This window comes from Burkholderia plantarii (assembly GCF_001411805.1).
Lineage (GTDB): Bacteria > Pseudomonadota > Gammaproteobacteria > Burkholderiales > Burkholderiaceae > Burkholderia > Burkholderia plantarii.
Map to the genome: position 1 here is coordinate 2,368,448 of NZ_CP007212.1, position 26,045 is coordinate 2,394,492.

Sequence of the window (26,045 nt, forward strand, 5' to 3'; positions counted from 1 at the left end):
GCCGGGCAAGACAGGCGCCGTGCCAACGGTGCTTCGTTTCCCGGCCAGGACAACACCCATCACCGACCATTCCCGTCAGGAGCCCCAGCCATGTCCGTCCCGTCACCGGCCGCCGCCGGTTCCGTCCGAACGTCCTCCGCGCGCCACGAGATCGTGATCGTCGGCGCCGGCGCCGCCGGCATCGCCACGGCGGCGAGCCTGCTGCGGCGCGACCGCTCGCTCGACATCGCGCTCGTCGATCCGGCCGACACGCACTACTACCAGCCCGGCTGGACCATGGTCGGCGGCGGCATCTTCGACGCGCCGTCCACCGCACGGCCGATGCAATCGGTGCTGCCGCCCGGCGTCACGCACCTGCGCGCGGCGGTCACCGCGTTCTCGCCGGAGCACAACACCGTCACGCTCGACGGCGGCGCCACGCTCGGCTATCGCGAACTGATCGTCTGCCCCGGGCTGGAGCTGCACTGGGCCGGCATCGACGGGCTGGTCGACACGCTCGGCCGCCACGGCGTGACCTCGAACTACCGCTACGATCTCGCGCCCTACACGTGGCAGCTCGTGCAGTCGCTCACGCACGGGCGCGCGCTGTTCACGCAGCCGCCGATGCCGATCAAATGCGCGGGCGCGCCGCAGAAGGCGATGTATCTGTCCGCCGATCACTGGCGCCGCACCGGCCGGCTCGCCGGCATCGAGATCGAGTTTCATCTGGCCGGCGCCGCGCTGTTCGGCGTGCCGGCCTACGTGCCCGCGCTGATGGAGTCGGTCCAGGCCTACGGGATCGACCTGCGCTTCGGCGACCAGTTGATCGCCGTGGACGGCCCGGGCCGGCGCGCCACGTTCCGGCGCGCCCGCGCGGAGGCCGACGGCGGCGGCAGCGAGGAGATCACGCGCGAGTTCGACCTGCTGCACGTGGTGCCGCCGCAGCGCGCGCCGGGCTTCGTGCGCGACAGCGCGCTCGCCGACGCGGCCGGCTGGATCGACGTCGATCCGGCGACGCTGCGCCATCGCGGGTTCGCCAACATCCACGCGCTCGGCGACGCGACCAACACCACCAACGCCAAGACCGCCGCCGCCGCGCGCAAGCAGGCGCCGGTGGTCGCGCACAACGTCCTGGCCGCGCTCGGCCGCGCACGCGGCGTGGCGCGCTACGACGGCTACGGCTCGTGCCCGCTGACGGTGGAACGCGGCCGCATCGTGCTGGCCGAGTTCCTCTACGGCGGCAAGGTCGCGCCGACCTTCCCGAACTGGGTCAACGACGGCACGCGGCCGTCGCGCCTCGCGTGGTTCCTGAAGGAGAAGGTGCTGCCGCCGCTGTACTGGCACGCGATGCTGAAGGGCCGCGAGTGGTATGCACGGCCGGTGATCAGCGAGGCGTGAGCGTGAGGGTGGGCACTCGAAGCGCGAGTGCCCACGCCCAAAACACGGGCGCCCCAAGCGACGACGCCCGGCATCGTGGCCAACGATGCCGGGCGTCGTGCTGAAAAATCCGAACGGGGCGCGCGGCCCCGCCGGTCAGGCGGCCGCCGCGAGCCGGCGCCGCTCGCGGCGCATCATCATCATGTTCGCGCCGATCACGCCGATCGTCACGGCGACGATGAACAGCGTCGCGAGCGCGTTCATCTCCGGATTCAGGCCGAGCCGCACGCGCGAGAACACCACCAGCGGCAGCGTCGTCGAGCCGGGGCCGGACAGGAACGCGGACAGCACCAGGTCGTCGATCGACAGCGTAAACGACAGCAGCCAGCCCGACACCAGCGCCTGCGAAATCAGCGGCAGCGTGACCGTGAAGAACACCTTCAGCGGCGTGGCGCCGAGATCGAGCGCGGCCTCCTCCAGCGACGGATCGAGCTCGCGCACGCGCGATTGCACGATGATCGCGACATAGGACAGACACAGCATCACGTGGCCGAGCCAGATCGTCAGCATGCCGCGCTGCGCGGGCCAGCCGATCCACTTCGCCAGCTCGATGAACAGCAGCAGCAGCGAGATGCCCTGGATCACCTCGGGAATCACGAGCGGCGCGTTGACCATCCCCGAATAAAGCGCGAAACCGCGGAAGCGCCCCATCCGCGCCAGCACGTAGCCCGCCCAGGTGCCGATCGCCACCGAGGCGAACGCCGTCAGCACGCCGATCTTCAGCGACAGCCAGGCCGCGGCGATCAGCTCGTCGTCGCCGAGCAGCGCCGCGTACCAGCGCGTCGAGAAACCGGACCAGACCGTGACCAGCTGCGACTCGTTGAACGAGTAGACGATCAGGCTCAGGATCGGGATGTAGAGGAACGCGAAACCGATCGCCAGCGCGAGGAACCGCAGGTAACGATTCGGCATCATTTGCGGCGCCCCTCCGCTTCCTTGGCCTGGTAATGCTGGAAGATCGCCATCGGCACCAGCAGCAGCAGCACCATCGCGCAGGTCACGGCCGATGCCATCGGCCAGTCGGCGTTGTTGAAGAACTCATTCCACATCACGCGGCCGATCATCAGCGTGTTGGCGCCGCCGAGCAGCTCCGGAATCACGTACTCGCCCACCGCCGGGATGAACACCAGCAGGCAGCCCGCGATGATGCCGTTCTTCGAGAGCGGCAGCGTGATCGTCACGAACGCCTTCCAGGGCTTCGCGCCGAGATCGTAGGCCGCCTCCAGCAGGCGCAGGTCCATCTTCACGAGATGCGCGTAGAGCGGCATCACGAGGAACGGCAGGTAGGTGTAGACCATGCCGATGTAGACCGCCGTGTTGGTGCGGTACAGCTCGATCGGCGCGTGGATCAGCCCGATCCAGAGCAGGAAGTTGTTCAGCAGGCCGTTGTTCTTCAGGATGCCGATCCAGGCGTAGACGCGGATCAGGAACGACGTCCAGAACGGCAGCATCACCGCCATCATCAGCAGGTTGCGCGAGGCCGGGTTCGAGCGCGCGATGTAGTACGCCATCGGGTAGCCGAGCAGCAGGCACAGCAGCGTCGTGACCGCCGCCACCAGCACCGAGTTCACGTAGGTCGCGAAATACAGGCTGTCGGTGAACAGGAACGCGTAGTGCGTGAAGTTCAGCTTGATGTTCAGTACGCCGTCGGCGAACGAGGTCAGCTCGGTGTACGGCGGAATCCCGAGTTCGAGCTCGGCGAAGCTGATCTTCACCACCAGTACGAACGGCACCAGGAAGAACAGCACGAGCCAGAAGAACGGCCCGGCGATCACGGCCGAGCGCCCGCTCAGGCCGAGCTTGCGCACCGGCCACCAGAACCACGTCGACAGGGCGTTCATGAGGTCAGCACCACGCCGGCCGAGGCGCTCCAGCGCACGTAGATCTCGTCGTTCCACTGCGGCGTGTCGATCTCGGAGAGCGCGAGGCTCGTCGCGTTGGCGATCACCGTCTTGCCGGAATCGAGCTTGATGTGATACAGCGAGTAGCCGCCCATGTAGGCGACGTTGGTGACCACGCCGTGCGCCCAGTTGTAGGCGCCCTCGCCCGGCTTGCGCGTCAGCGCGATCCGCTCGGGGCGCACCGACACCGTCACCGCCATGCCGAGCGGGCCGGTGATGCCGTGGCTCACGTGCATGCGGCACGGCAGCTCCGGCGACTCGATGAACACGTAGTCGGGCTCGTCCTCCACCACCTTGCCCTCGAACAGGTTGGTCGAGCCGATGAACTCGGCCGAGAAGCGGCTGTTCGGATATTCGTAGACCTCGCGCGGCGCGCCGATCTGCACGATCTCGCCCTCGCTCATCACGGCGATGCGGCCGGCCATCGTCATCGCCTCCTCCTGGTCGTGCGTGACCATGATGCAGGTGACGCCGACCTTGTCGAGGATGTTGACGAGTTCGATCTGGGTGCGCTGGCGGATCTGCTTGTCGAGCGCCGACATCGGCTCGTCGAGCAGCAGCAGCTTCGGCCGCTTGACGAGCGAACGCGCCAGCGCCACGCGCTGCTGCTGGCCGCCCGACAGCTGGTGCGGCTTGCGGCCCGCGTAGCGGCTCATCTGCACGAGTTCGAGCACATCGCGCACGCGTTCCTTCAGCTCGGCCTTGCGCACCCCTTCCTGCCGCAGCCCGTAGGCGACGTTCGCCTCGACCGTCATGTGCGGGAACAGCGCATACGACTGGAACATCATGTTCACGGGCCGCCGATACGGCGGCAGCTGCGCGAGATCCTCGCCGTCGATCAGGATCCTGCCCGAGGTGACGGTCTCGAGGCCGGCGAGCATGCGCAGCAAGGTGGACTTGCCGCAGCCGGAACTGCCGAGCAGCGCGAACAGCTCGCCCTTGCCGACCGACAGATTGACCTGGCGCACCGCGGTGGTATCGCCGAACTGCTTGACCACGTCGACGATCTGCACGAAATTCGCGGCGGCGCCGGACGGTGCGACGGTGGACGGCGCGCCGGCTACCGGCATGCGCGACTGGCTATTCATGATCTGCTACGTCACTCCTGCGTGTTGATGAACCGAGGCGAACGAACGACGGCGCGCATCGACAAAGGCGCGCGAACACGAACAAAGCCCCCGGGGCTACCAGGGGCTTGGTGGATCGGCGCCGGTGTTCCGGGCTGACGCTCAGCGGCCGGACTTCAGTTCCGTCCAGAGCCGGGTCTGCAGGCGCTGGATTTCCGGCGGCAGCGGCTTGAGCAGGAACAGCGTCTTGACGACGTCGGCCGGCGGATAGACGGCCGGATCGTTGGCCACGTCCGGGCTCACGAACTTGCGCGCCTCGGCGTTCGCGCTCGGATAATAGACCGCGTTCGTGATCGCCGCGTGGACCTTCGGATCCTCGATGTAGTTGATCCACTCGAGGGCCGCTTCCTTGTTCTTCGCGTCCTTCGGGATCGCCATCACGTCGAACCAGACCGGCGCGCCGCCCTTCGGCACGTAGTACTCGACCTTGTACGGCTTCTTCGCTTCCTGCGCACGATGCTTGGCGATCACGACGTCGCCCGACCAGCCGAACGCGAAGCAGATGTCGCCGCCGACCAGATCGTTGATGTAGCCCGACGAGTTGAACTGCGTGATGTACGGGCGGATCTTCTTGAGCACCTGCATCGCGGCCTGATAATCGGCCGGGTTGGTGCTCATCGGATCCTTGCCGATGTAGTGCAGCGTGGCCGCGAACATCTGGTCCGGCGCGTCGAGCACCGACACGCCGCAGGCCTTCAGCTTCGAGATGTTTTCCGGCTTGAACAGGATGTCCCAGTTGTCGAGCGGCACCTTGCCGAGGATCTGCTGCGCCTTGTTCACATTGTAGCCAAGGCCCGTCGTGCCGTAGGCCCAGGGCACCACGTACTTGTTGCCCGGATCGGCGCCGGCCACCAGCGCCATCAGTTGCGGATCGAGATTCTTGAGGTTCGGCAGCTTCGACTTGTCGAGCGGCGAGAAGATGCCGGCGGCAATCTGCTTGCCCGCGTAGTTGCTGGTCGGCACCACGATGTCGTAGCCCGAGCTGCCGGTCAGCAGCTTCGCCTGCAGCGTGTCGTCGCTGTCGTAGTTGTCGTAGCGGACCTTCACGCCCGTCTGTTTCTCGAAGTTCGGGATCGTGTCCTTGGCAATGTAGTCGGACCAGTTGTACACGTTGAGCTGCGTATCCTTCGCCGCAGCTGCCGACGCGGCCACACAAAGCGAGAGCGCCACGAACCGGCCTGCCACCTTTGCTTTCATCCCGTTCTCCCGTGCGGCCGTGCGCGGCCGTATCGACTTTGTCGTCACGACGGCCCGCGCCCGCGCGACCCGTCCCTCAAAACCTCGAAAAGTATCACTAATCCCGTGGTGCCACAAAAAAAATGCGCCGATGTCGCGCAAACGGGACACCTCGCCATCCCCGGCCGGAGCGTGCCGTCCCGGCCGGACGGGGATCGGGAAGTGCGCGCATTTTATCGGGTTATACGCGCCTGTCCACCCGGAAAAATAACCGGGTAGCCGCGCATTGCCGGGCGGCATGCGCGCGCCTCGGTCGCGGGCGCCGCCGGACGATGCGCCCCGGTCCGCTTCGGCTTTCCGGGAGCCGGCGCACGGGAGCGAACGGCCGAGGCCCGATGCCTGCGCTGCCACGCCCGTCGTGGGCGTCGATCAGCGCAGATGATCCTGCATGACAGGACATGGCCAGGGCGGCCGATCCGTTCAATCCGTTTCGCCCCCTGCGCCTCCTTTACAATAGCCCGACTCGTCGCAGTGTCCGCGTTGCGGCACGACTTTCCACCGTGCTTCGCCCATTCCTCGAACTCATGCGCCATCGCTCCCGCCGTCGCCTCGCCCTGCCCTGTTCCACCCGCCGCGTGCTCGCCGCGCTGATCCCCGCCGCCTCGCTCGCCTGCGCCACCATGCCGGCGCGCGCCACCGTCTCGCTCGTGCAGCCGCCGCGCGAAGCCGCCGCCAGCGCGCCGCTCACGCTGACGCTGATCTACGCGGACGACGACCGCGCGCCGCTCTCGATCACCACGCCGGACGCGCTCGAGGTGACCGTCACCAACGCCGAGCAGCCGCCGGTGCCGGTCCGGCTCGCGCGCGAGCCCGGCGTGCCGGCGCGCTTCACGCTGCGCGCCGGCCAGTTCCGCAAGGTGCGATTTTCCGCGCCGTGGCCCGACAGCGCGCGCGGCACGGTGACCATCACGCCGGTCGGCTTCGACGCCTCGGCCGCCGTGGTCTCGCTCGATCGCGGCCCGAATCAGGCGCGCGTCGCGCAGGCCGAAGCAGCGGAGGCGCACCAGACGACGCCGGCCGGCGTGGCCGCGGCCGCCACCACCGTCGCCGCGACGGCCGGCACGCCGCCGCCGACCGCCGACGCGCTGACCACCGGCGCGCAGGGCCTGCTGTCGAGAATCTCGTACTACGAACCCATGTTCATCGGCGCGGGCGTGAACGGCGACGTCACCGCCAAGCTGCAGCTGAGCTTCAAGTACCGGCTGCACATGCCCGACGATCCGTCGTCGCGCGCGCTGCTCGACAACCTGTATTTCGGCTACACGCAGACCTCGATCTGGGATCTGTCCGCCGATTCGAGCCCGTTTCGCGACACCAGCTACAAGCCGCGGCTGTTCTACTACGTGGCCGACACCGGCCTGCGCAGCAGCTGGTTCACGCGGATGGGTTTCGCGGCCGGGATCGGCCATGAATCGAACGGCAAGGCCGGCACCGACTCGCGCAGCCTGAACATCGCGTTCGTGCAGCCGACCTGGGAGTTCGGCGACCTGTCGGATTACCACCTGCAGGTGTCGCCGATGCTCTACTACTACGTCGGCATCAGCGACAACCGCGACATCGCCGACTATCGCGGCTACATGGACCTGCTCGTCAAGTACGGCAGCCCGAACGGCTGGCAGCTGGCCACCACGCTGCGCAAGGGCACCCACCACTGGTACGGCAGCGTCGACACGCAGCTGTCGTACCCGCTCGCGAAACTGTTCGGCAACGCCTGGGGTGGCTATCTGTGGTTCGGCTTCTTCGACGGCTACGGCGAGGACCTGCTCGACTACAACCAGCGCCAGCACTGGATCGCGCGCGTCGGCGTGAGCATCGCGCGCTGATGCTTTACCATAACGTTTTGCCGCACCCACTGATCGCCGCCCATCCATGAGCTCCAATCTTCACGACAAACCGGACAGCCCCTGCATCGGCGTCTGCTCGACCCTCTTCGACGACGTCTGCAAGGGCTGCGGGCGCACCGCGCTCGAAGTCGCGAACTGGGTGTTCATGAGCGAGGAGGAAAAGGCGGCGGTGTGGGAGCGCATCAAGCGCGAAGGCACGGCAATGCGGTTCCAGTACGACAAGCTCTGACGCGTGGCCTGAAGCCGGAATACGGCGCGCATCCGGCCATGCCCGACCGCTGGACAAAAAAAAGCGGCACGCAGTACAGCCGTGCCGTCCAACCCCAACTCTTGTTACCGGTTCGTCAGAATTTCATACCCACGCCGAGGCCGACAATGATCGGGTCGAGATGCAGGCGCCCGATCGGCTGACCGTTGAGCGTGGCGTCGGTATGCATCCAGATCTTCTTCAGGTCGACGTTCACGAAGAACCGCTTCGTGACCTGGACGTCGACACCGAATTGCAGTGCCGGCCCGAAGCTGCTCTTGTGGACCGCGACGCCGTCATTGCCGACATGAAGGCCGTCGTTGTAAAAATACGTGTAGTTCAGGCCCGCGCCGATATACGGCCGGACCTTGCCCGCGTGGTTGAAGTGGTATTGCAGCAGCAGCGTGGGCGGCAGCACGTTCACGCCGCCGAGATGCCCGAGGTTCGAATTGACCTGATGCCGCGACGTACCGAGGATCAGCTCGACGCCGAGGTAGTCGCGGATCATGTAGGTGAAGTCGAGCTCGGGGACCACGGCATTGTTCACACCGGCCTGGATCGCCGACAGCGTGCCGCTGCCGCGATCCGCGGGTGCGATCTCGATCGCGCGCAGGCGCGCGAGGAAGTCACCCGCAGCAATGCCTTCGCCTGGCGACGCGGCATGTGAGACCGATGGGATCATCGCGAAGGCTGCGGCAGCGGCAACGGCTGAGACCAGACAACGAACTTTTTCTTTCATGGCAATAACCCCCTGGGAACGGTAGTGATTGTCGGAGGGTGTCGACTGCGTCAACTTGATGCCCGTCAAGCCAGAGAGAACATGGGGCGGTTTGTCGCAGCTTCCGGTGCCACACCGGTCAACAACAACGCGAGCAAATCGCGCACGCTGCGGATCGCCTCGCCGAACGGCAGTGCCTCCCGGCCGCGGAAGAACAGGCCGTTGGCCACGTCGCCGCGCAACGCGGCGGCGAGCCGCGTATCGATGCAGAAATGCCCGAAGCGTTCGACGCCGTCGCGCAGGCCGCACACCGACAGACATTCGAACGCGGTCGGGCAGCGCTGCCGGAACGCGCCGAGCTTGGCGCGAATGCGGGCTTCATGGCGCAGATAGCGATCGAGCCAGGGCGTGCGCACGGCGCGCGCCGGCAGGCCGGTCACGCTGACGAACTCGACGATGTCCTCGGGCTGCGCGTGCGTGAGCACGTGCTTGAAGGCCGGATGCGCATCGCCTTCCTCGGTGACGGCGAACGGCGTGCCGAGCTGCACGCCGTTCGCGCCGAGCGCGAGCGCCGCGCGCACGGCTTCGTGGCTGTTGATGCCGCCCGCGACGATCAGCGGGATCGATTCGCGCGCGAGCCCGAGCGTGCGGATCGCCTCGCTCGCTTCCTCGAGCACGCGCGCGAACGAGAAGCGCGCGTCGTGCATCTCCTCGACGTTGCCGACGCCGAGATGGCCGCCCGCATGCGCCGGATGCTCGATCACGATCGCGTCGGGCAGGCGCCCCTTCTTCATCCATTTCTTCAGCACCAGCGCGATGCCGCGGCTGTCGGACAGGATCGGGATCAGCGCGATGTCGTGGCCTTCGGTCATGTCGGGCAGGTCGAGCGGCAGGCCCGCGCCCATCACGATCGCGTCGGCGCCCGCTTCGCAAGACACACGCACGTAGTCGGCGTGCGCGCGCACCGCCTTCATCACGTTGACCGCGATCATGCCGCGGCCCTCGCTCCAGGTACGGGCGCGGCTGATCTCGCGGCGCAGCGCCTCGAGGTTCGCGGCGTCGAATGTGTCGCGCACCGGGTTGGCGCGGCAGCGTTCGAGCAGATCGGCATGGTGGTGGCGCAGGTCGATGCTCGCGATCGTGCCGAGCGCTCCCTCCCGCGCGACGCTGCCGGCCAGCCGGTGCGCGGAAATGCCGATACCCATGCCGCCCTGCACGATGGGCAGCAGCGCACGGCCGCGGATCATGAGCGGCGGGAAGGAACTGGAAATGGTCATCGAAAACTCGTCGAACGTGTCGAAAGCTTCGATGATCGGGGATCGGGAAATGCAGAGGTTGATGCGCGTCAAATTCGAGGTGTCGGCGCGTTGCGCTCGCGATAGTTCGATCCCGAAGACGATTGGCTGGACGGCAAGACGCGCCGCGGCGTCGCTGCAAACGACGGCGCCCCGCGCTCCCGGCCATCCCGACGATCGTCGTCGCGGGGCGGCCGGGAGGCGCGGGGCGCCCGAACCTCGAAGCTGCCGCTTACGCCTTTTCCTGCGTCGCCAGGAAGTCCTCGTAATTACCGCCGAAGTCGTTGAGCGTGCCGTCGGTGCGCACCTCGATGATGCGATTGGCCAGGCCGCTGACGAACTCGCGGTCGTGCGAGACGAAGATCAGCGTGCCTTCGAACTTCTCGAGCGCGATCTGCAGCGACTCGATCGACTCCATGTCCATGTGGTTGGTCGGCTCGTCCATCAGCAGCACGTTGTGGCGGCCGAGCATCAGCTTGCCCCAGATCATGCGGCCCTTCTCGCCGCCCGACAGCACCTTCACCGACTTCTTGATGTCGTCCGCCGAGAACAGCAGGCGGCCGAGCGTGCCGCGCACGGCCGTCTCGTCGTCGCCTTCCTTGCGGTAGTCGTCGATCCAGTCCATCAGCGTGACGTCGTCGGGAAACTCTTCATAGGTGTCCTGCGGCATGTAGCCGACGCTCGCGTTCTCGGCCCACTTCACGGTGCCGTGATCGAGATCGATCTGGCCGCGCAGCGTGCGCAGCAGCGTGGTCTTGCCCGCGCCGTTCTCGCCGATGATCGCGATGCGCTCGCCCGGCTGCACCGACAGGTTGAAGTTGCTGAAGATCGTGCGGTCGTACTTCTTGGTGATGGCGTCGGCCACCACCGCGATGTTGTGCAGCTTCTTCTCGAACTCGAAGCGGATGAACGGGTTCTGCCGCGACGACGGCTTGAATTCCTCGATCTTGATCTTGTCGATCTGCTTGGCGCGGCTGGTGGCCTGGCGCGCCTTCGACTTGTTCGCCGAGAAGCGGCGCACGAAGTCCTGCAGTTCGGCCACGCGCTCCTTGGCACGCGCGTTCGCGTTGGCCTGACGCTCGCGCGCCTGCGCCGAGGCCAGCATGTAGTCGTCGTAGTTGCCCGGCCAGACCTTCAGCGTGCCGAAGTCCATGTCGGCCATGTGGGTGCAGACCGAATTCAGGAAGTGACGATCGTGCGAGATGATGATCATCGTCGAGTTGTACTGGTTCAGCGTGTCTTCCAGCCAGCGGATCGAGTTGATGTCGAGGTTGTTGGTCGGTTCGTCGAGCAGCAGCACGTCCGGCTTCGAGAACAGCGCCTGCGCGAGCAGCACGCGCAGCTTCCAGCCCGGCGCGACCTCGCTCATCGGGCCGTTGTGGTACTTCTCGTCGATGCCGATGCCGAGCAGCAGCGCGCCCGCGCGCGCCTCCGCGTCATAGCCGCCGAACTCGGCGAACTTCGCCTCCAGTTCGGCCGCGTGCATGTAGTCGTCGTCGGTCGCTTCCGGGTTCGCGTAGATCGCGTCGCGCTCGGTCATCGCGGCCCACATCTCGGTGTGGCCCTGCATCACCACGTCGAGCACGCGCACGTCCTCGTAGGCGAACTGGTCCTGGCGCAGCTTGCCCAGACGCACGTTCGGCTCGAGCGCCACGTTGCCGCCCGACGGCTCGAGATCGCCGCCGAGGATCTTCATGAAGGTCGACTTGCCGCAACCGTTCGCGCCGATCAGGCCGTAGCGATTGCCCTCCCCGAACTTGACCGAGATGTTCTCGAACAGGGGCTTCGGCCCGAATTGCATCGTGATGTTGGCGGTAGAAAGCACAGCGTGGCCCGGTAGGTGATGGATCGACTGAAACCGGGCATTTTAGCAGGTCTCGGTGAAGCGCTGCGGGCCAGCGCCGGCACCATGGCGCGGGAAAATATGATGCGACGCCTTTATCGGGTGATTTCCCGGGCGCGGGCGGGCCGATGCGGGGAGTGGCCGGTGCGCAGAGGCGGCGCCTCAGGGCAGCCGAGGGCGGCCGGTACGAGGTCCATGATGCGGGCGTCCGATGCAGGCTGGCCGCCGCAGGCACCCGCCTCACGGTGGCGACCGTGCCAGGTCGCCCGGCGCCGTTGCGCCGCGCCGGGGGACGGCGCGGCGCCGGCGCGCTACTTCCTTTTCGCCGCGTCCGCGGCGGCCTTCGCCTGCGGCGATGCCTTCAGCTGCGAGAACAGCTCCGAGCACGGCACGTCGCGATTGTGGCTCGGCGCGATCAGCGGAATCAGCGCCGCGAACGGGTTGATGATGCCGAGGCCCACCGCCGCGCCGGCCCGCAGCGCGAGCGCGCCGACGTTGACGCCCACCTTCGGGTTCTTGAAGGTGCCCTTCACGTAGAGCGGCGAGCGCAGCGAGAACACGCGGAAGCCCTTGGTCTGCGGATGGATGCCCAGATCCATGCCCTCGTTGCGCAGGTCGACGTTGCCGTCCACGCGGATCACGGCGTCGTCGGTGTCGAGCGCGAACAGCTTCGAGTTCAGGATCCCGTCGGTGGCGACGAAATCGACGGCCGCGCAGTTGATCTTCACGTCGCGGTTGCCGAACAGCTTCTCGTAGACCACGTTCGCGACGTTGAGCCCGGCCGCCTCCATCAGCAGCCGGCTGATCGCGCCGTCGGTGGCGAGCGCCTTCAACTCGCCCGTCGAGGTGGCGGCCAGCGCGGCCGGCGAATTGCCGGTGGCCGAGAGCGTCGCGTCGCCGTTGATCTCGCCGAGCGCCGACTGCATCACCTGCGCCGTCGGGAACAGCTGCTTGAGCTTCAGGTGGCGCGCGGCCACCGAGAAGCGCCCCTTGAGCGGCACGGCGCTGCCGTCGAGGCGCGCGTCGGTGGACAGCGTGCCGCCCGCCACGCCGAAGCGCAGCGGCATCAGCGACAGGACGCCGTCCTGCATCACGATGTGCGTGTAGAGGTCCGAGATCGGCAGCGCCTTGTCCTTGATCAGCCGGCGACCGGTGAACTTCACGTCCGCGTCGAGCGCCTTCCAGCGGTCGGTGCGGAACGTCTCGACCGGCAGCACGCGGTCGGCCGGCTGTTTGGTGGTGTCGCCGCGCGCGCGCTTGCTCGCGTTGCTGTCGGCGCCCACCACCGGCCCGAGGTCGGAGAAGCGCAGCAGGTTCGATACGAGTTCGCCCGACAGCTTCGGCCGCGGCGAGCCCTGCGCGTAGACCAGCGTGCCGTGCAGGTCGCTGCCGCCGACGCGGCCGTCGAAGTTCTCGTAGCGGAACGTGCTGGCGTTGCGACGGAACTGGCCGACCAGATGGCCGTCGGTCGCATAGGGCGGCGTATCGGGCAGCGTCACGCCGGTCAGCGCGTAGAGATGCGACATGCTCGAGCCCTGCAGCCAGAGCCGCAGGTCGATCGCCGCGAGCTGCATCGGATCGGTCAGCGTGCCGACGATCGCCAGGCGCGTGTCGCCGGCCTTCACGTCGGCCTGCAGCGGGAACGGCCGGCTCGTGTCGCGCAGCGCGAGCACGCCGCCGATCTTGCCGGTGCCGTCGATCGGCACGTTCTTGTAGCGACCGTGGACCACGAGGCCGAACGCGTAGGTGGGCGGCGGCGGTGCCGACGCGGCCGTGCCGCTGGCACTGCTTGCACCGCCGGCACTGCCCGCCGAAGCGCCGGACCCGGCCGTCGCGCCCGCCCCGCTCGTGGCCGGCACGGCCGCCGCCGGGGCGCCGGACGCGCCGCCGGCCGCCGAGGCGCCGGCCTGCGCCGCCGAGGCGGCCGACGCCGCGGAAGCCGCGGAAGCCGCCTCCACCTTGTTCGCCAGCTGCGTCGCGCCGGCCTTGCCGACGCGCTGCACCGACGCCGCGCGCGAAGTCGCCTCCTGCTGCTTCATCACCTCGCCGAGCGGGATCGGCTGGCCGAGCGTGTCGATCGCGACGTTCAGGTCGGCCTTGGTGATCGCGTCGCGATAGGTGACGGTGCCCTTCGCGAAGCCGAAGTCGTGCAGCTCGACCTTCCAGGTGGACGGCTCGCCGGACTGCTTGAACTGGAACGTCCAGTTGTTGCGGCCGTCGGCCAGCCGCTCGACGTCGAGCGCGGGATTGACGATGTCGATCGAGGGAATCACGACGCGATGCGCGAGCAGCGGCAGCACGGCCAGCTCGAAGTGGGCGGAGTCGAGCGTCGCGAATTGCGGGGACTTCGTCCAGTCGGGATTGCCGATCGCGATGTCATTGGCGGTGAAGCTCGGCCAGGGCACCCATGAACGCCAGCCGGTTTCATCCTGGGGACGGTGCCAGCCGACCTTCAGGTCGCCGCGGATCGCGAACGGCCGGCCGATCTCGGCACTCACGCGCTGGTTGATCCAGGGGCGCGCGCGGTTCCAGTCGAAAGTGATGATGAAGACGACGAGCGCGACGATCAGCACCACGAGAATGCCGATGATCCAGGCCGCCGTTTTGCCGATGACTCGTGGAAGCGTCATGCCGAGCTCCGTTGTTTTTATCGGGAAGATGATCGACGCGAAGGCCGCGCCGAGCCTGCCGCGACCGAGTATCGGTATTATGGCACCGCGCGCGAAGTCTCCTCCCCCATTTACCCTTTATTGCATTTATGACAGCAGCCGGCCTGATCGAAGCCCGCGGCCTGACCCGCCGCGACCCAGTCTCCAGGCGGGTGCTGGTGGCGCCGACCGATTTCAGCGTGATGCCGGGCATGCGCATTGCTGTCACCGGTCCATCCGGTTCGGGCAAGAGCGTGTTCCTGCGCGCGCTGGCGCTGCTCGATCCGCTCGACGGCGGCACGCTGCACTGGCGCGGCGCGGTCGTTGCGCGCGCATCGATCACGCGCTACCGGCGCAGCGTCGCCTATCTGCGGCAGCGGCCGGCCACCGCCGACGGCACCGTCGAGGACATCCTGCGCTACCCGTATTCGCTGGCCGTGTACCGCGACCTGCGCTTCGATCACGAGCGCGCCGTCGAGCTCGCGCGGCAGGCGGGCCGCGCCGACGGTTTCCTCGACCAGGAGGCGAGCGAGCTGTCGGGCGGCGAGGCGCAGATCGCCGCCCTGCTGCGCGTGCTGCTGCTCGATCCCGAGGTGCTGCTGCTCGACGAGCCCACCTCGGCGCTCGATCCCGAATCGGCGCGCGCCATCGAGGCGCTGGTCCAGGCTTGGTTCGCCGCGGCGCCCGAGGCACGCGCGTTCCTGTGGGTCTCGCACGATCCCGCGCAGGCGGCACGGATCGCGACGCGTCGCGTGACGATGCACGCCGGCGTGCTCGGCGAAACGGATGCCGAAGCCGAGGCCGATGTCGATACCGGCGCGGCGGCTTCGTCGCGCGAGGCGGGCACCGATGACGAGCGCCACGGCGGGGTGGCCCGATGAGCCCGGTACTGCAGGACCTGAGCCTCGGCGACGTCGCGCTCGCGGCCGCGCTGGTGGCCGTCAACGGCGCGCTGTCGTTCGCGCTCTCGCTCGGCCTCGGCCGCCAGCTCGCCATCGCGGCGGCGCGCACCGTGGTGCAGTTGCTCGCGATCGGCTACCTGCTCGGCTGGGTGTTCGGGCATCCGCGCTGGTACGTGGTGCTGCCGCTGATGGCCGTGATGACGCTGGTGGCGGGCTTCGCCGGCGCCGCGCGCGGCGAGCGCGGCTATCGCGGGCAGCGCATCGACAGCATCGCGTCGATCTGGATCGGCTCGTGGGCGGTAGGCGCGCTCGGGCTGTTCGTCGTGATCGGCATCCATCCCTGGTACGAACCGCAATACACGATCCCGATCCTCGGCATGATCCTCGGCAACGCGCTGACGGGCGTCGGCCTCGGCGTCGAGCGCATGACGGGCGAGCTGACCGCGCGCCGCGACCGCGTGGAAGCCGCGCTCGCGCTCGGCGCGACGCGCTGGGAGGCGGCGCAGGACGCCGCGCGCCAGGCGGTGCGCGCCGGCATGATGCCGACGCTGAACCAGATGGCCGTGGTCGGGGTGGTCAGCCTGCCGGGCATGATGACGGGCCAGGTCCTGGCCGGCCAGCCGCCGCTGCAGGCCGTGCGCTATCAGATCGTGATCATGTTCCTGATCGCGGCGGCGGCGGCGCTCGCCACCGTCGGCGCGGTGCTACTGACCTACCGCCGGCTGTTCTCGGCCGAGCACCGCTTCATCGCCGCGCGGCTCGTCGAGCGCAAGCGGCGAAAAAAGGCGGCCTGAGCCGGGCCGAGCCTGCCGGATTCAGGGCGGGCCGGATTGATCTGCCCGCACCTCATCGGGCTTCACCAACCTCGTCGCCCTTTGTCGTGCCTCGTCGCGTGGCAGCGCCGCGCCCGCCGGAGCCCGCGCCGGACACGGCCGGCACACCGCCGGCCAGCCGCGCGCTGCATCGGCTCAGGGCTGGATCGAGATCGTGACGTGCGTGCCGTCGCGCAGCGCGAGCGTCTTCGTGCCGCCCCTGGTCGGGATCGACACGCGCCGCACCTCGCTGACGGTCACCGCCTTCGGGCACTGCAGCGTCCTGCCGCCCGCCGCGACCGGCGCGGTGCCGTCGGGCGCGCTGGCCTGGAAGCTGACCTGCACCGTCGCCACGCCCTTCGCGTCGACCGACGGCGCGAGACGCACCTGGGTCTGGCGCACCATCGCGCCGTTCGCGTCGCGCGGCACCGAATCGGCACCGGGGCAGCCGTCCGGCATCGCCACCGCGCCCGAGGGCGGCACCGACTTCCAATTGAAGTCGTCGGTCTCTCCCGAGCGGATCTTGCGGGTTTCCTGCGAGGCGCCGTAGCGTTTCGAATCGACCTTCACCGTGTACTGGAGCTGGCCGTCGTTGCCGCCGCTGGCGCTGGCCTTGATCGGCGGCGCCGCGAGCGCGGGGCTGGCGCCGGCCAGGGCCGCCGCGAGCGCGGCTAGGCAGACGGCGACGGACGGATTGCGCAGGCTCATGCTGTCCTCCTGGTATCGGGGCGCCGCGGCGGGCGCCTGGTTTTATGGCAAGAGACGATGTACGCGCTATCCAGTCTAGTCGCTGGCGGCGGCGCCGGTGAGCGGGAACTGCCCGATGTTGTCGCCACGTCACGCTCGCCTGTCGCTCAGGTTTGCCCCCGCGCCATCCGCCCCGGCCTCACGGCATGCCACGCGCGCCGCCACCGGGCGCGGCACGGCGCGCCCCAGACGACGACGGCCGCCGCGATCCCTCGCGGCAGCCGCCGTTGTCCGTCGTGTCGTCAGCCAGCGTGCGGCGCGCCGGCCCGGTTCCGTCAGGCAGGTTGCCCCGCCCCGGCCGGCACCGGGTCCGCACTGGGTGCGCCGCGCGTCAGAACCCGCTCAGCACCAGCTTGCCGATCGCGCGCCCGCCTTCGAGCAGGCGATGCGCCTCGCGCAGGTTCGCCGCGTTGATTGCGCCGAGGTTCTGGCCGACCGTGCCGCGCAGCGTGCCGGCATCCACCAGCCGCGCCACCTCGGTCAGCAGCTTGTGCTGCTCGATCATGTCCGGCGTGCCGAACATCGAGCGCGTGAACATGAACTCCCAGTGGAACGCGGCGCTCTTCGCCTTCAACTGCTCGACGGGCACCGGCCGCGCGTTCTCGACGATCGTGCAGATCGCGCCCTGCGGCTTGACGATCTCGGCCGCAGCCGGGAAGTGGCGATCGGTGTCGTTGAAAACCAGCACGTAGTCGACCGATTCGAAGCCGGCGGCGCGGACCTGCGTGGGTAGGTCGCCGAAGTGGTCGACCACGTGGTCGGCGCCGAGCTCGCGCACCCATTGCGCCGATTCCGGGCGCGACGCGGTGGCGATCACCTGCAGTTGCCCGAGCTGCTTCGCGAGCTGGATGCCGATCGAGCCGACCCCGCCCGCGCCGCCGATCACGAGCACCGACTTGCCCGCGTCGCGCCCTTGCGGCGACACCTTGAGCCGGTCGAACAGCGCCTCCCAGGCGGTGATCGCCGTCAGCGGCAGCGCCGCCGCGGCCGCGAAATCGAGCGACGCGGGCTTGAGCGCCGCGATCCGCTCGTCCACCAGATGGAACTCGCTGTTGGCGCCGGGGCGCGTGATGCTGCCGGCGTAGTAGACCGGATCGCCGACGCGAAACAGCGTCACCTCCGGGCCGACCGCGGCCACCGTGCCGGCCGCGTCCCAGCCCAGCACGCGCGGGCTGTCCTCGACCTTGTCCTTCGGCGCGCGCACCTTGGTGTCGACCGGGTTCACCGAGATCGCCTCGACCTTGACCAGCAGGTCGCGGCCGGTGGGCACGGGTGTCGGCAGCTCGACGTCGAGCAGCGACTCGGGATGGTCGATCGGCAGATAGCGGGTCAGTCCGACGGCTTTCATGGCGGGGCTCCTTCGAGAGGGGAATCCGGGTTGACGATGGCAACGATCGTAAGCCGTCCGATCCTGAAGAAAAACCGACATAATTCCGGAAACATTTTTTGGAATTTCCGGATAATGACCTCGCGCCCGCTCCCGGATGCCGCTCCGGGCACCTCAGCTGCTCCGCTCCCCGCTCTCCCCGCCTCGCCCGACAAGCCGCTCGACCTGCTCGACGTCGCGCTGTTCGTGCGCGCCGCGCTGCTCGCGAACGTCTCGGCGGCCGGGCGCGAATTCGGCGTCTCGGCCACGGTCGCGAGCGCGCGGCTCGCGCAGCTCGAGCGCCAGCTCGGCGCGCGGCTGCTGCACCGCACGACGCGGCGCGTGACGCCGACCCAGGACGGCGAGCTGTTCCTGCTCCGCGCGCAGACGCTGCTCGAGGCGGCCGACGCGGCGCGCGCGGCGGTCGGGCATGCGCGCCGCGAGCCGCACGGGCGGCTGCGCGTGTCGATGTCGTCGTCGTTCGGACGGCAGCACGTCGCGCCCGTGATTCCCGCGTTCCTGCGCCGCTACCCGCAGGTGTCGATCGACCTGCGGCTGTCCGACGAGATCGTCGACCTCGTCGACGACGGCATCGACGTCGCGATCCGGATCGGCGCGCTGCGCGACTCGTCGCTGGTGGCGCGCCGGCTCGCCGTGAACCGGCGCGTGGTATGCGCCTCGCCCGCCTATCTGGCCGAGCACGGCACGCCGCGCCATCCGGCCGATCTCGCGCGCCACGAGTGCGTGATCCTCGGCGAGCAGCGCGACTGGGCCTTCGAGACGCCGGCCGGACCGCTCACGGTGCGCGTCGGCGGCCGGCTGGTGGCCAGCAACGGCGAGGCGATCCGCGAGGCGCTGATGGACGGTTTCGGCATCGCGATCAAGTCCACCTGGGACGTCGGGCCGAACCTGCGCGACGGCTCGCTGGTGCCGGTGCTGGCCGACTATCCGCTCGCCGAGCCGTCGGCGATCTGGGCCGTCTATCCGAGCCGCGCGTTCGTGCCGCTGAAGCTGCACGCGTTCATCGATTTCATCGCCGCGCATCTGGGCGACCCGCCCTATTGGGATCGCTTGGACGAGCACGCTTGCGCGCCGGCCGCCGGCCGCCGCGCCGATCCGGGCAAAGCCTGACGGCCGGGGCGCGCCGACCGGCTACAATAGCGGCCTCTTCCGGCACGCCTGGCGCGCCGTTTTCGTCCCACGCGACACGTCATGACCACGAATCTCGTCATCCAGAGCCCCGCGCCGCTGTCCTCCACCCACCACAAAACGCTGCTGGCGCTCGCGCGCGGCACCCGCCTCGCCCCGGTCGACGCGCACGCGATCCGCATCGAGAACGCGCAGCCCGCGCAGCGGCCCGACATTTCCGTGTATTGCGGCGTACACGGGCTCGACGCGGCGTTCGTCGAGGCCGGCCGCCGGCTCGGCGATTTCGGCCTGCTCGCGATGGACATGGATTCGACGCTGATCACGATCGAGTGCATCGACGAGATCGCCGATTTCTGCGGACGCAAGGCCGAGGTGGCCGCCATCACCGAAGCCTCGATGCGCGGCGAGATCAAGGATTTCAACGAGAGCCTGACGCGCCGCGTCGCGCTGCTGGCCGGGCTCGACGCGAGCGCGCTCGAAGCCGTCTACGCCGAGCGGCTGCGCCTGTCGCCGGGCGCCGAGGCGATGCTGGCCGGCGCGCGGGCCGCGGGGCTGAAGACGCTGCTGGTGTCGGGCGGCTTCACGTTCTTCACGGAGCGGCTGCGCGAGCGTCTCGGCCTCGACTTCACCAACGCGAACCGGCTCGAGATCGTCGACGGCAAGCTGACCGGCAAGGTGACCGGCGAGATCGTCGATGCCGACGTGAAGGCGCGCACGCTGCGCGAGACCTGCACGACGCTCGGCATCGAGCCGGCCTGCGCGATCGCGATGGGCGACGGCTCGAACGACCTGAAGATGATGGCCGCGGCCGGCTTCTCGGTCGCGTTCCGGGCCAAGCCGGTGGTGCGCGATGCCGCCAGCGTCGCGTTCGACCACGTCGGGCTCGACGGCCTGCTGCGGCTGTTCTGACGCGCTCGCGCGTCGCCACGACGTGCCATGTGAAAACGGCGTATCGGCCCGGGCCGATACGCCGTTTGTTCTGGTGAGCGCGGTTTCGCGGCCGCGCCGGCCGGCGGATGCCGGCCGAGGCCCTCGTCCTTGAGCCAGGCACCCGGGCGCGCAGCCGAGGCGGCCCGGGCACCGCTCAAGCGAGCGCGCCGCCGAGCGCGCGCTCGATATCGGCGCGCAGGTCCGCCTCTTCCTCCAGTCCGACGTAGAAGCGCACCAGCGTGCCGCGATGCGACCAGTTCGGCCGCATCGACGGCACGTCGTACGGCATCGCCAGACTGCGCGCGCCGCCCCAGCTCCAGCCGATCGCGAACAGCTCGAGCGCCTCGACGAAACGGTCGATCTGTTCGGGCCGGTAACGCGCGTCGAACACCACCGAGAACAGCCCGCCCGCGCCCGTGAAGTCGCGCACGAACGCCGCGTGCCCGGGGCAGTCGGGCAGTTGCGGATGCAGCACCGCCGCGATCTCGGGCCGCGCCTTCAGCCACTTCGCGAGGCCGAGCGCCGAGCGGCTGTGCGCCTCGAAGCGCGCGCGCATGCTCGGCAGGCCGCGCAGCACGAGCGCGCAATCGTCGGCCGACACGCCGATGCCGATGCGCATCCGCGCGAGCTTGAGCTTCTCGTGCAGGGCGCGCTCGGCCGTGATGGTCGCGCCCATCAGCACGTCGCTGCCGCCCGACTGGTATTTCGTGAGCGCCTGCACCGAGATGTCGACCCCGTGCTCGAACGGCTGGAACGCGAGGCCCGCCGAGTAGGTGTTGTCGATCGCGGTGACCACGCCGCGCGCGCGCGCCACGGCCGTGATCGCGGCGATGTCGGGCACTTCCATGGTGACCGAGCCGGGCGCCTCCAGCCACAGCAGCTTCGTTTCGGGGCGGATCAGCTCGGCGATGCCGGCGCCGACCAGCGGATCGTAGAAGCGCACCGAGATGCCGTAGTCGCGCGCGAGCCAGTTGCCGAGGTCGGCGTTCGGGTTGTAGGCGTTGTGCGGGACCAGCACGTCGTCGCCCGTCTTCACGAAGCCGAAGTAGACGTTCATGATCGCCGCGAGGCCCGAGGGCTGCAGCAGCGCATGCGCGCCGCCCTCGATCACGGCGATCTGGCGCGCGAGTTCGAGCGAGGTCGGCGTGGCGTGCAGGCCGTAGCGCCAGCGGTCGTCCTCGCGCCAGTCGAGCGAGCGCATCGTCGCGAGATCGGGGAACACGATGGTCGACGCGCGCGTGACCGGCGTGACGAACGACGCGAAGCCGGGCGGCAGTTCGGCTTGGGGCTGGACGATGCGGGTCTGGAGCGCGCGCTTCGGGGTGGTGTCGGTCATGGCGGAATCGGAGAGCGTGATGGGTGGATCGGGAATGATGCGGGATCGAACGATCCGCACAGCGTAGCCCGAATCGCCGGCCGTGACCCGATACAGTCGATCGCAGAGGTGCCGGATCGGCCGGCCGCCGTCAAGAAAACGGCGGGCCGCCGCGACGTGGCGGCCCGCTCGCGCCGCGCCTCAATCCGAGGTGGTGACGTTGCCGACGCCGCCGACCGCGTGCCCGGCAGGCACCGTCGCGCCCGGGTGCGCAGCAGGTGCGGGCGCCGGCGTCGTGGCCAGATGCAGCACGACCGGCTGCGGGTCCGATTCGTCGGCGTTGGTGCGGTCCGCCGACAGCGCGCCCGAGGCATCGAGGCGGCCGCTCCAGAGGCCCGTGATGTTGGTGCCGTCGTTCGATTCCTCGAGTTCGAGCGTCTCGCCGTCGCGATCGCCGGCGAGCAGGATCACCTGCCCCGTGTCGCTGTAGCGGTATTCGCCGTGCAGGCCCGACTCGTTCGTCTTCGGCCCGAGATGCGCGACGATCGCCCGGCCGCCGAGCGTGCCCGTGTAGCGCGGCAGCTTTTCGAGCGCCGGATCCGGCTTCAGCGGTTTGGCCGGCGCCGTGTCATCGCGCTCCGGCGGTGCCGCGGCGGCGGCCGCGGCGGCTTCGGTGGTCGAGGCGCCCGCGGTGGCGGCGGCCGGCGGCGGCGCATGCGGCTTCGCCGCCGGCGGATTCTGCTGCGCCTGCAGCGTGCCGGCCGCGAGGGCCAGCGCGAGCGCCGTCGCGAGTCGGATGCGGGTTCGGGTTCGGCTGGCTGCCACGTCGTGTCACTCCTTCGGTTGCGGGGCGGCCCAAGCCGGCCGCCCGGATGTCGTCAGATACGTTCGAACACGGCGGCGATGCCCTGCCCGCCGCCGATGCACATCGTCACCAGCGCGTAGCGGCCCGAGATCCGGTGCAGCTCGTAGAGCGCCTTGACGGTGATCAGCGCGCCCGTCGCGCCGATCGGATGGCCGAGCGAGATGCCCGAGCCGTTCGGATTCACCTTCGCCGGGTCGAAGCCCAGTTCGTTCGCGACCGCGCAAGCCTGCGCCGCGAACGCCTCGTTCGCCTCGATCACGTCGAGCTCGGCCACGCCGATGCCCGCGCGCTCAAGCGCCTTCCGCGTGGCCGGCACCGGGCCGATGCCCATGTAGGCCGGATCGACGCCCGCATGCGCGTAGGCCACCAGCCGCGCCAGCGGCTTCAGGCCGCGCGCCTCGGCCACGCGCCGCTCCATCAGCGTGACGGCGGCCGCCGCATCGTTGATGCCCGACGCGTTGCCGGCCGTCACCGTGCCGTCCTCCTTGGCGAACACCGGGCGCAGCTTCGCGAAATCCCCGGCCGCCGCGTCGTGGCGCACGTGCTCGTCGGAGTCGAACGTGACGGTGCCGCGCTTCGAGCCGATCTCGATCGGCAGGATCTGGGTCTTGAAGTAGCCGGCCTTCGTCGCGTGCGAGGCGCGGCGGTGCGATTCGAGCGCGAGCGCGTCCTGTGCCTCGCGCGTGATGCCGTACTTCGCCGCCACGTTCTCGGCCGTCACGCCCATGGGGATCGCCTGAAACGGATCGCTGAGCGCGCCGAGCATCATGTCGACCACCTTCACGTCGCCCATGCGCTGCCCGAAGCGCGCCGCCGGCATCGAATACGGCGCGCGGCTCATGCTCTCCGCGCCGCCCGCCACCGCGATCTCGGCGTCGCCGAGCAGCACGCTCTGCGCCGCCGAGACGATCGCCTGCAGGCCCGAGCCGCACAGCCGGTTCACCGTGAGCGCCGGCACGTGCTGCGAGACGCCGCCCTCGATCGCCGCCACGCGCGCCAGATACATGTCCTTCGGCTCGGTGTGGACCACGTTGCCGAACACCACGTGCCCGACCTCGTCGCCCGCCACGCCCGCGCGCTCCAGCGCCTCGCGCAGCACGCGCGCGCCGAGCGCCGTCGGCGCGAAATCCTTCAGGCTGCCGCCGAACCCGCCGATTGCGGTACGTACCCCGCTGACCACCACCACTTCGCGTTGCATCGCGCCTCCCTGCCTCATTTTGTGTCGGACGACCCGCAGGGTAATACGGAAGCCGCCGACGGCAACCGAGGAATCCTTCGACCGGGCCGGGCCACGGGCACTGCGCGGCCGCCGGCTCAGCCGCCCAGCAAGGCGCGGACCGCCTGCGCGTCCGGAATCGGCGCGACCGCGCCGTAGCCGCGCGTCGAGAGCGCCGCCGCCGCGTTCGCGTAGCGCGCCGCCGCGAACGCGTCGTCGCCAGCCACCAGCCTTGCGATGAACGCGCCGCCGAAGCAGTCGCCCGCGCCGGTCGCGTCGAGCGCGTCGACGACGAAAGCGGGCACCAGCCGCCGCGCGTCGCGCGTGGCCACGTAGGCGCCCGCTTTACCGAGCTTCAGCGCGACCACCCGCGGGCCGCAGTCGAGCAGCGCGTCGACGATCGCGTCGCGCTCGTCGAGACCCGTCAGCACCGTCACGTCGTCCCAACTCGGCAGGCAGATGTCGGTGCGGCGCAGCGCCTCCAGCATCACCGCGCGGGCGCGCGCGAGCGGCCACAGCTTCAGGCGCAGGTTGGTGTCGAAGCTGACCTGCACGCCGTGCGCGCGCGCCTCATCGATCGCCGCGAACGCCGCGTCGCAGGCGCTCGCGCTGATCGCGAAACTGATGCCGGACAGATGGAGCACGCGCGCCGCGGCCAGCGCGTCGAGCGGCAGGTCGCCCGGCGCGTAGCGGCTCGCGGCCGAGCCGGCGCGCAGATAGTCGAACGCGTGGCCATGCTCGCCGTGCGAGACGAAATAGACGCCCGTGGGGGCTGCCGCGTCGACGCGGACCGTCGCCGTCTCCACCTGCTCGCGCCGCCACAGTTCGAGCAGCAGACGGCCGAAGTGGTCGCTGCCGACCGCCGAGACGAAGCCGGTGCGCGCGCCCTGGCGCGCCGCCGCGATGCAGAAGTTCGAGGTGTCGCCGCCGAAGCCCTGCAGATACTGCGGCGAGCCCGGCCGCGACTGGTTGAACTCGACCATCGCCTCGCCGAACGCGAGGATCTCGGGCCGCGCCGGCAGGCCCGGTGCCGGCATCGCCCGGGTCATGCCGCTTCGACCTCGCCCCACAGGTCGTGGCCGTCCGCGCCGGTGATCGCCACCGACACGAAATCGCCGACCTTGTAGCGCTTCGCGCCCTTTGCCGCCGGCTCCACGTAGACCACGCCGTCGATTTCCGGCGCGTCGGCTGCCGTGCGGCCGATCCCACCCTCGGCGTTGACTTCGTCGATCAGCACCTTCAGCGTCTGGCCGATCTTGCGCTCGATGCGCGCCGCCGACACTTCCTCGGCCACTTCCATGAAGCGCGCGCGGCGCTCCTCGCGAACCTCGTCCGGCAGCGCGCCGTCGAGTTCGTTCGCCGTCGCGCCTTCCACCGGCGAGTAGGCGAAGCAGCCGACGCGATCGAGTTCCGCCTCGCGGATGAAGTCGAGCAGCGTTTCGAACTGCGCTTCCGTCTCGCCCGGGAAGCCGGCGATGAAGGTGCTGCGGATCGTCAGGTCCGGGCAGATCTCGCGCCATTTGCGCACGCGGTCCAGCACCTTTTCGGCGTTCGCCGGGCGGCGCATGCGCTTGAGCACTTCCGGGTCCGCGTGCTGGAACGGCACGTCCAGATACGGCAGGACGTGGCCGCGATAGGCGCCCTCGGCCATCAGCGGGATGATCTCGTCGACGTGCGGATACGGATAGACGTAGTGCAGGCGCACCCAGGCGCCGTATTGCGCGGCGAGTTCGCCGAGCGCCGCCACGAGTTCCGTCATGCGCGTCTTGAGCGGGCGGCCGTTCCAGAAGCCCGTGCGGTATTTCACGTCGACCCCGTAGGCGCTGGTGTCCTGCGAGATCACGAGCAGTTCCTTCACGCCCGACTTGAACAGGTTCTCCGCTTCCAGCATCACTTCCGCGACCGGGCGCGAGACCAGATCGCCGCGCATCGACGGGATGATGCAGAACGTGCAGCGGTGGTTGCAGCCTTCGGAAATCTTCAGGTACGCGTAGTGGCGCGGCGTGAGCTTGATGCCGGCGGCCGGCACCAGGTCGACGAACGGATCGTGCGGCTTCGGCAGATGGCTGTGGACCGCCTGCATCACCTCGCCGAGCGCGTGCGGGCCGGTGACGGCCAGCACCTTCGGGTGGACTTCCTCGATCAGGCCCGCGCCGCTCGCGCTTTTCTTCGCGCCGAGGCAGCCGGTCACGATCACCTTGCCGTTCTCGGTCAGCGCCTCGCCGATCGCGTCGAGACTTTCCTGGACGGCGTCGTCGATGAAGCCGCAGGTGTTGACGACGACGAGGTCGGCACCGTCGTAGGTGCCGGAGATCTCGTAGCCCTCGGCGCGCAGCTGGGTGATGATTTGTTCGGAATCGACCAGGGCCTTCGGGCAGCCGAGGGAGACGAACCCTACTTTCGGGGTATGGGACATCGGAATCTTGTGGGGTGTGGCGGCAAAAGCGAGAGTTTACAGCTATTTACGG

At 69.3% G+C, this 26,045-nt stretch carries 21 protein-coding genes and 1 pseudogene; 7 read left to right on the top strand and 15 right to left on the bottom strand.

Going from position 1 to position 26,045, the window contains the following annotated elements; genetic code table 11:
* Positions 1 to 135: 135 nt before the first annotated feature.
* Positions 136 to 1,377, top strand: a pseudogene (locus bpln_RS10120) (NAD(P)/FAD-dependent oxidoreductase); the annotation flags it as partial.
* A 135-nt stretch (positions 1,378 to 1,512) separates the two neighbouring features.
* On the opposite strand, the gene bpln_RS10125 reads toward bpln_RS10120, so the two are convergent.
* The 4 genes from bpln_RS10125 to bpln_RS10140 all read right to left on the bottom strand — a co-directional run bounded on the left by bpln_RS10125 (position 1,513) and on the right by bpln_RS10140 (position 5,641).
* Positions 1,513 to 2,331 (bottom strand): ABC transporter permease subunit, encoded by an 819-nt coding sequence (locus tag bpln_RS10125; RefSeq protein ID WP_055138736.1) that lies wholly within the window; start codon positions 2,329 to 2,331, stop codon positions 1,513 to 1,515.
* Positions 2,328 to 3,257, bottom strand: coding sequence for an ABC transporter permease subunit (locus bpln_RS10130; RefSeq protein ID WP_042625119.1), 930 nt, complete (start codon positions 3,255 to 3,257; stop codon positions 2,328 to 2,330). Before bpln_RS10130 ends, bpln_RS10125 begins: the two co-directional genes overlap by 4 nt.
* Positions 3,254 to 4,405 carry an ABC transporter ATP-binding protein gene (locus bpln_RS10135; RefSeq protein WP_042625120.1) on the bottom strand — a complete coding sequence of 384 codons (1,152 nt, stop codon included), beginning with the start codon at positions 4,403 to 4,405 and terminating at the stop codon, positions 3,254 to 3,256. The genes bpln_RS10130 and bpln_RS10135 overlap by 4 nt, the downstream gene beginning before the upstream one ends.
* A gap of 141 nt (positions 4,406 to 4,546) precedes the next feature.
* Entirely contained in the window at positions 4,547 to 5,641 is a 1,095-nt protein-coding gene (locus tag bpln_RS10140; RefSeq protein ID WP_042625121.1) for a polyamine ABC transporter substrate-binding protein, read from the bottom strand.
* Between the two features lie 563 nt (positions 5,642 to 6,204).
* Here bpln_RS10140 and bpln_RS10145 point away from each other — a divergent pair.
* Both bpln_RS10145 and bpln_RS10150 read left to right on the top strand, forming a co-directional pair.
* Entirely contained in the window at positions 6,205 to 7,503 is a 1,299-nt protein-coding gene (locus bpln_RS10145) for a phospholipase A (RefSeq protein WP_055138737.1), read from the top strand.
* A gap of 46 nt (positions 7,504 to 7,549) precedes the next feature.
* A complete protein-coding gene (locus bpln_RS10150) occupies positions 7,550 to 7,753 on the top strand; it encodes a DUF1289 domain-containing protein (protein ID WP_055138738.1) in 204 nt (67 codons plus the stop codon).
* Positions 7,754 to 7,868: 115 nt separating this feature from the next.
* Here bpln_RS10150 and bpln_RS10155 read toward each other — a convergent pair whose 3' ends face one another.
* The 4 genes from bpln_RS10155 to bpln_RS10170 all read right to left on the bottom strand — a co-directional run bounded on the left by bpln_RS10155 (position 7,869) and on the right by bpln_RS10170 (position 14,257).
* Positions 7,869 to 8,510: an OmpW/AlkL family protein gene (locus bpln_RS10155; protein ID WP_042625124.1), complete on the bottom strand. Its 642-nt coding sequence runs from the start codon at positions 8,508 to 8,510 to the stop codon at positions 7,869 to 7,871.
* Positions 8,511 to 8,575: 65 nt separating this feature from the next.
* Complete coding sequence (locus bpln_RS10160; protein WP_063891276.1) at positions 8,576 to 9,766, bottom strand: NAD(P)H-dependent flavin oxidoreductase; 1,191 nt, start codon at positions 9,764 to 9,766, stop codon at positions 8,576 to 8,578.
* A gap of 250 nt (positions 9,767 to 10,016) precedes the next feature.
* A complete protein-coding gene (locus bpln_RS10165) occupies positions 10,017 to 11,609 on the bottom strand; it encodes an ABC-F family ATPase (RefSeq protein WP_055138739.1) in 1,593 nt (530 codons plus the stop codon).
* A gap of 329 nt (positions 11,610 to 11,938) precedes the next feature.
* Positions 11,939 to 14,257, bottom strand: coding sequence for an AsmA family protein (locus bpln_RS10170; protein WP_055138740.1), 2,319 nt, complete (start codon positions 14,255 to 14,257; stop codon positions 11,939 to 11,941).
* Positions 14,258 to 14,385: 128 nt separating this feature from the next.
* On the opposite strand from bpln_RS10170, the gene bpln_RS10175 reads away from it, so the two are divergent.
* Complete coding sequence (locus tag bpln_RS10175; protein WP_055138741.1) at positions 14,386 to 15,156, top strand: ABC transporter ATP-binding protein; 771 nt, start codon at positions 14,386 to 14,388, stop codon at positions 15,154 to 15,156.
* Positions 15,153 to 15,971 carry an ABC transporter permease gene (locus bpln_RS10180; RefSeq protein WP_042625129.1) on the top strand — a complete coding sequence of 273 codons (819 nt, stop codon included), beginning with the start codon at positions 15,153 to 15,155 and terminating at the stop codon, positions 15,969 to 15,971. The genes bpln_RS10175 and bpln_RS10180 overlap by 4 nt, the downstream gene beginning before the upstream one ends.
* Before the next feature lie 174 nt (positions 15,972 to 16,145).
* Here the strand turns inward: bpln_RS10180 and bpln_RS10185 are convergent, their stop codons facing one another.
* Together bpln_RS10185 and bpln_RS10190 are read right to left on the bottom strand one after the other, a co-directional pair.
* Positions 16,146 to 16,697, bottom strand: coding sequence for a DUF6013 family protein (locus tag bpln_RS10185; protein ID WP_055138742.1), 552 nt, complete (start codon positions 16,695 to 16,697; stop codon positions 16,146 to 16,148).
* Between the two features lie 370 nt (positions 16,698 to 17,067).
* Entirely contained in the window at positions 17,068 to 18,084 is a 1,017-nt protein-coding gene (locus bpln_RS10190) for a zinc-binding alcohol dehydrogenase family protein (protein WP_055138743.1), read from the bottom strand.
* 114 nt (positions 18,085 to 18,198) lie between these two features.
* Between bpln_RS10190 and bpln_RS10195 the strand changes: the two genes are divergently transcribed.
* Together bpln_RS10195 and serB are read left to right on the top strand one after the other, a co-directional pair.
* Positions 18,199 to 19,233, top strand: a complete 1,035-nt coding sequence (locus tag bpln_RS10195) for a LysR family transcriptional regulator (protein WP_055138744.1) — start codon at positions 18,199 to 18,201, stop codon at positions 19,231 to 19,233.
* An 81-nt stretch (positions 19,234 to 19,314) separates the two neighbouring features.
* Positions 19,315 to 20,160: a phosphoserine phosphatase SerB gene (gene serB, locus bpln_RS10200; protein ID WP_055138745.1), complete on the top strand. Its 846-nt coding sequence runs from the start codon at positions 19,315 to 19,317 to the stop codon at positions 20,158 to 20,160.
* 175 nt (positions 20,161 to 20,335) lie between these two features.
* On the opposite strand, the gene bpln_RS10205 is transcribed toward serB, so the two are convergent.
* The 5 genes from bpln_RS10205 to rimO all read right to left on the bottom strand — a co-directional run bounded on the left by bpln_RS10205 (position 20,336) and on the right by rimO (position 25,993).
* Positions 20,336 to 21,517: a cystathionine beta-lyase gene (locus tag bpln_RS10205; RefSeq protein ID WP_055138746.1), complete on the bottom strand. Its 1,182-nt coding sequence runs from the start codon at positions 21,515 to 21,517 to the stop codon at positions 20,336 to 20,338.
* Positions 21,518 to 21,697: 180 nt separating this feature from the next.
* Positions 21,698 to 22,321, bottom strand: coding sequence for a hypothetical protein (locus tag bpln_RS10210; RefSeq protein ID WP_042625135.1), 624 nt, complete (start codon positions 22,319 to 22,321; stop codon positions 21,698 to 21,700).
* Positions 22,322 to 22,374: 53 nt separating this feature from the next.
* Positions 22,375 to 23,559 carry a beta-ketothiolase BktB gene (bktB, locus tag bpln_RS10215; RefSeq protein WP_055139501.1) on the bottom strand — a complete coding sequence of 395 codons (1,185 nt, stop codon included), beginning with the start codon at positions 23,557 to 23,559 and terminating at the stop codon, positions 22,375 to 22,377.
* 116 nt (positions 23,560 to 23,675) lie between these two features.
* Positions 23,676 to 24,599 carry a sugar kinase gene (locus bpln_RS10220; RefSeq protein WP_123863619.1) on the bottom strand — a complete coding sequence of 308 codons (924 nt, stop codon included), beginning with the start codon at positions 24,597 to 24,599 and terminating at the stop codon, positions 23,676 to 23,678.
* A 23-nt stretch (positions 24,600 to 24,622) separates the two neighbouring features.
* On the bottom strand, positions 24,623 to 25,993 hold the full coding sequence (rimO, locus tag bpln_RS10225; protein ID WP_042625138.1) for a 30S ribosomal protein S12 methylthiotransferase RimO: 1,371 nt from the start codon (positions 25,991 to 25,993) through the stop codon (positions 24,623 to 24,625).
* Positions 25,994 to 26,045: the final 52 nt, after the last annotated feature.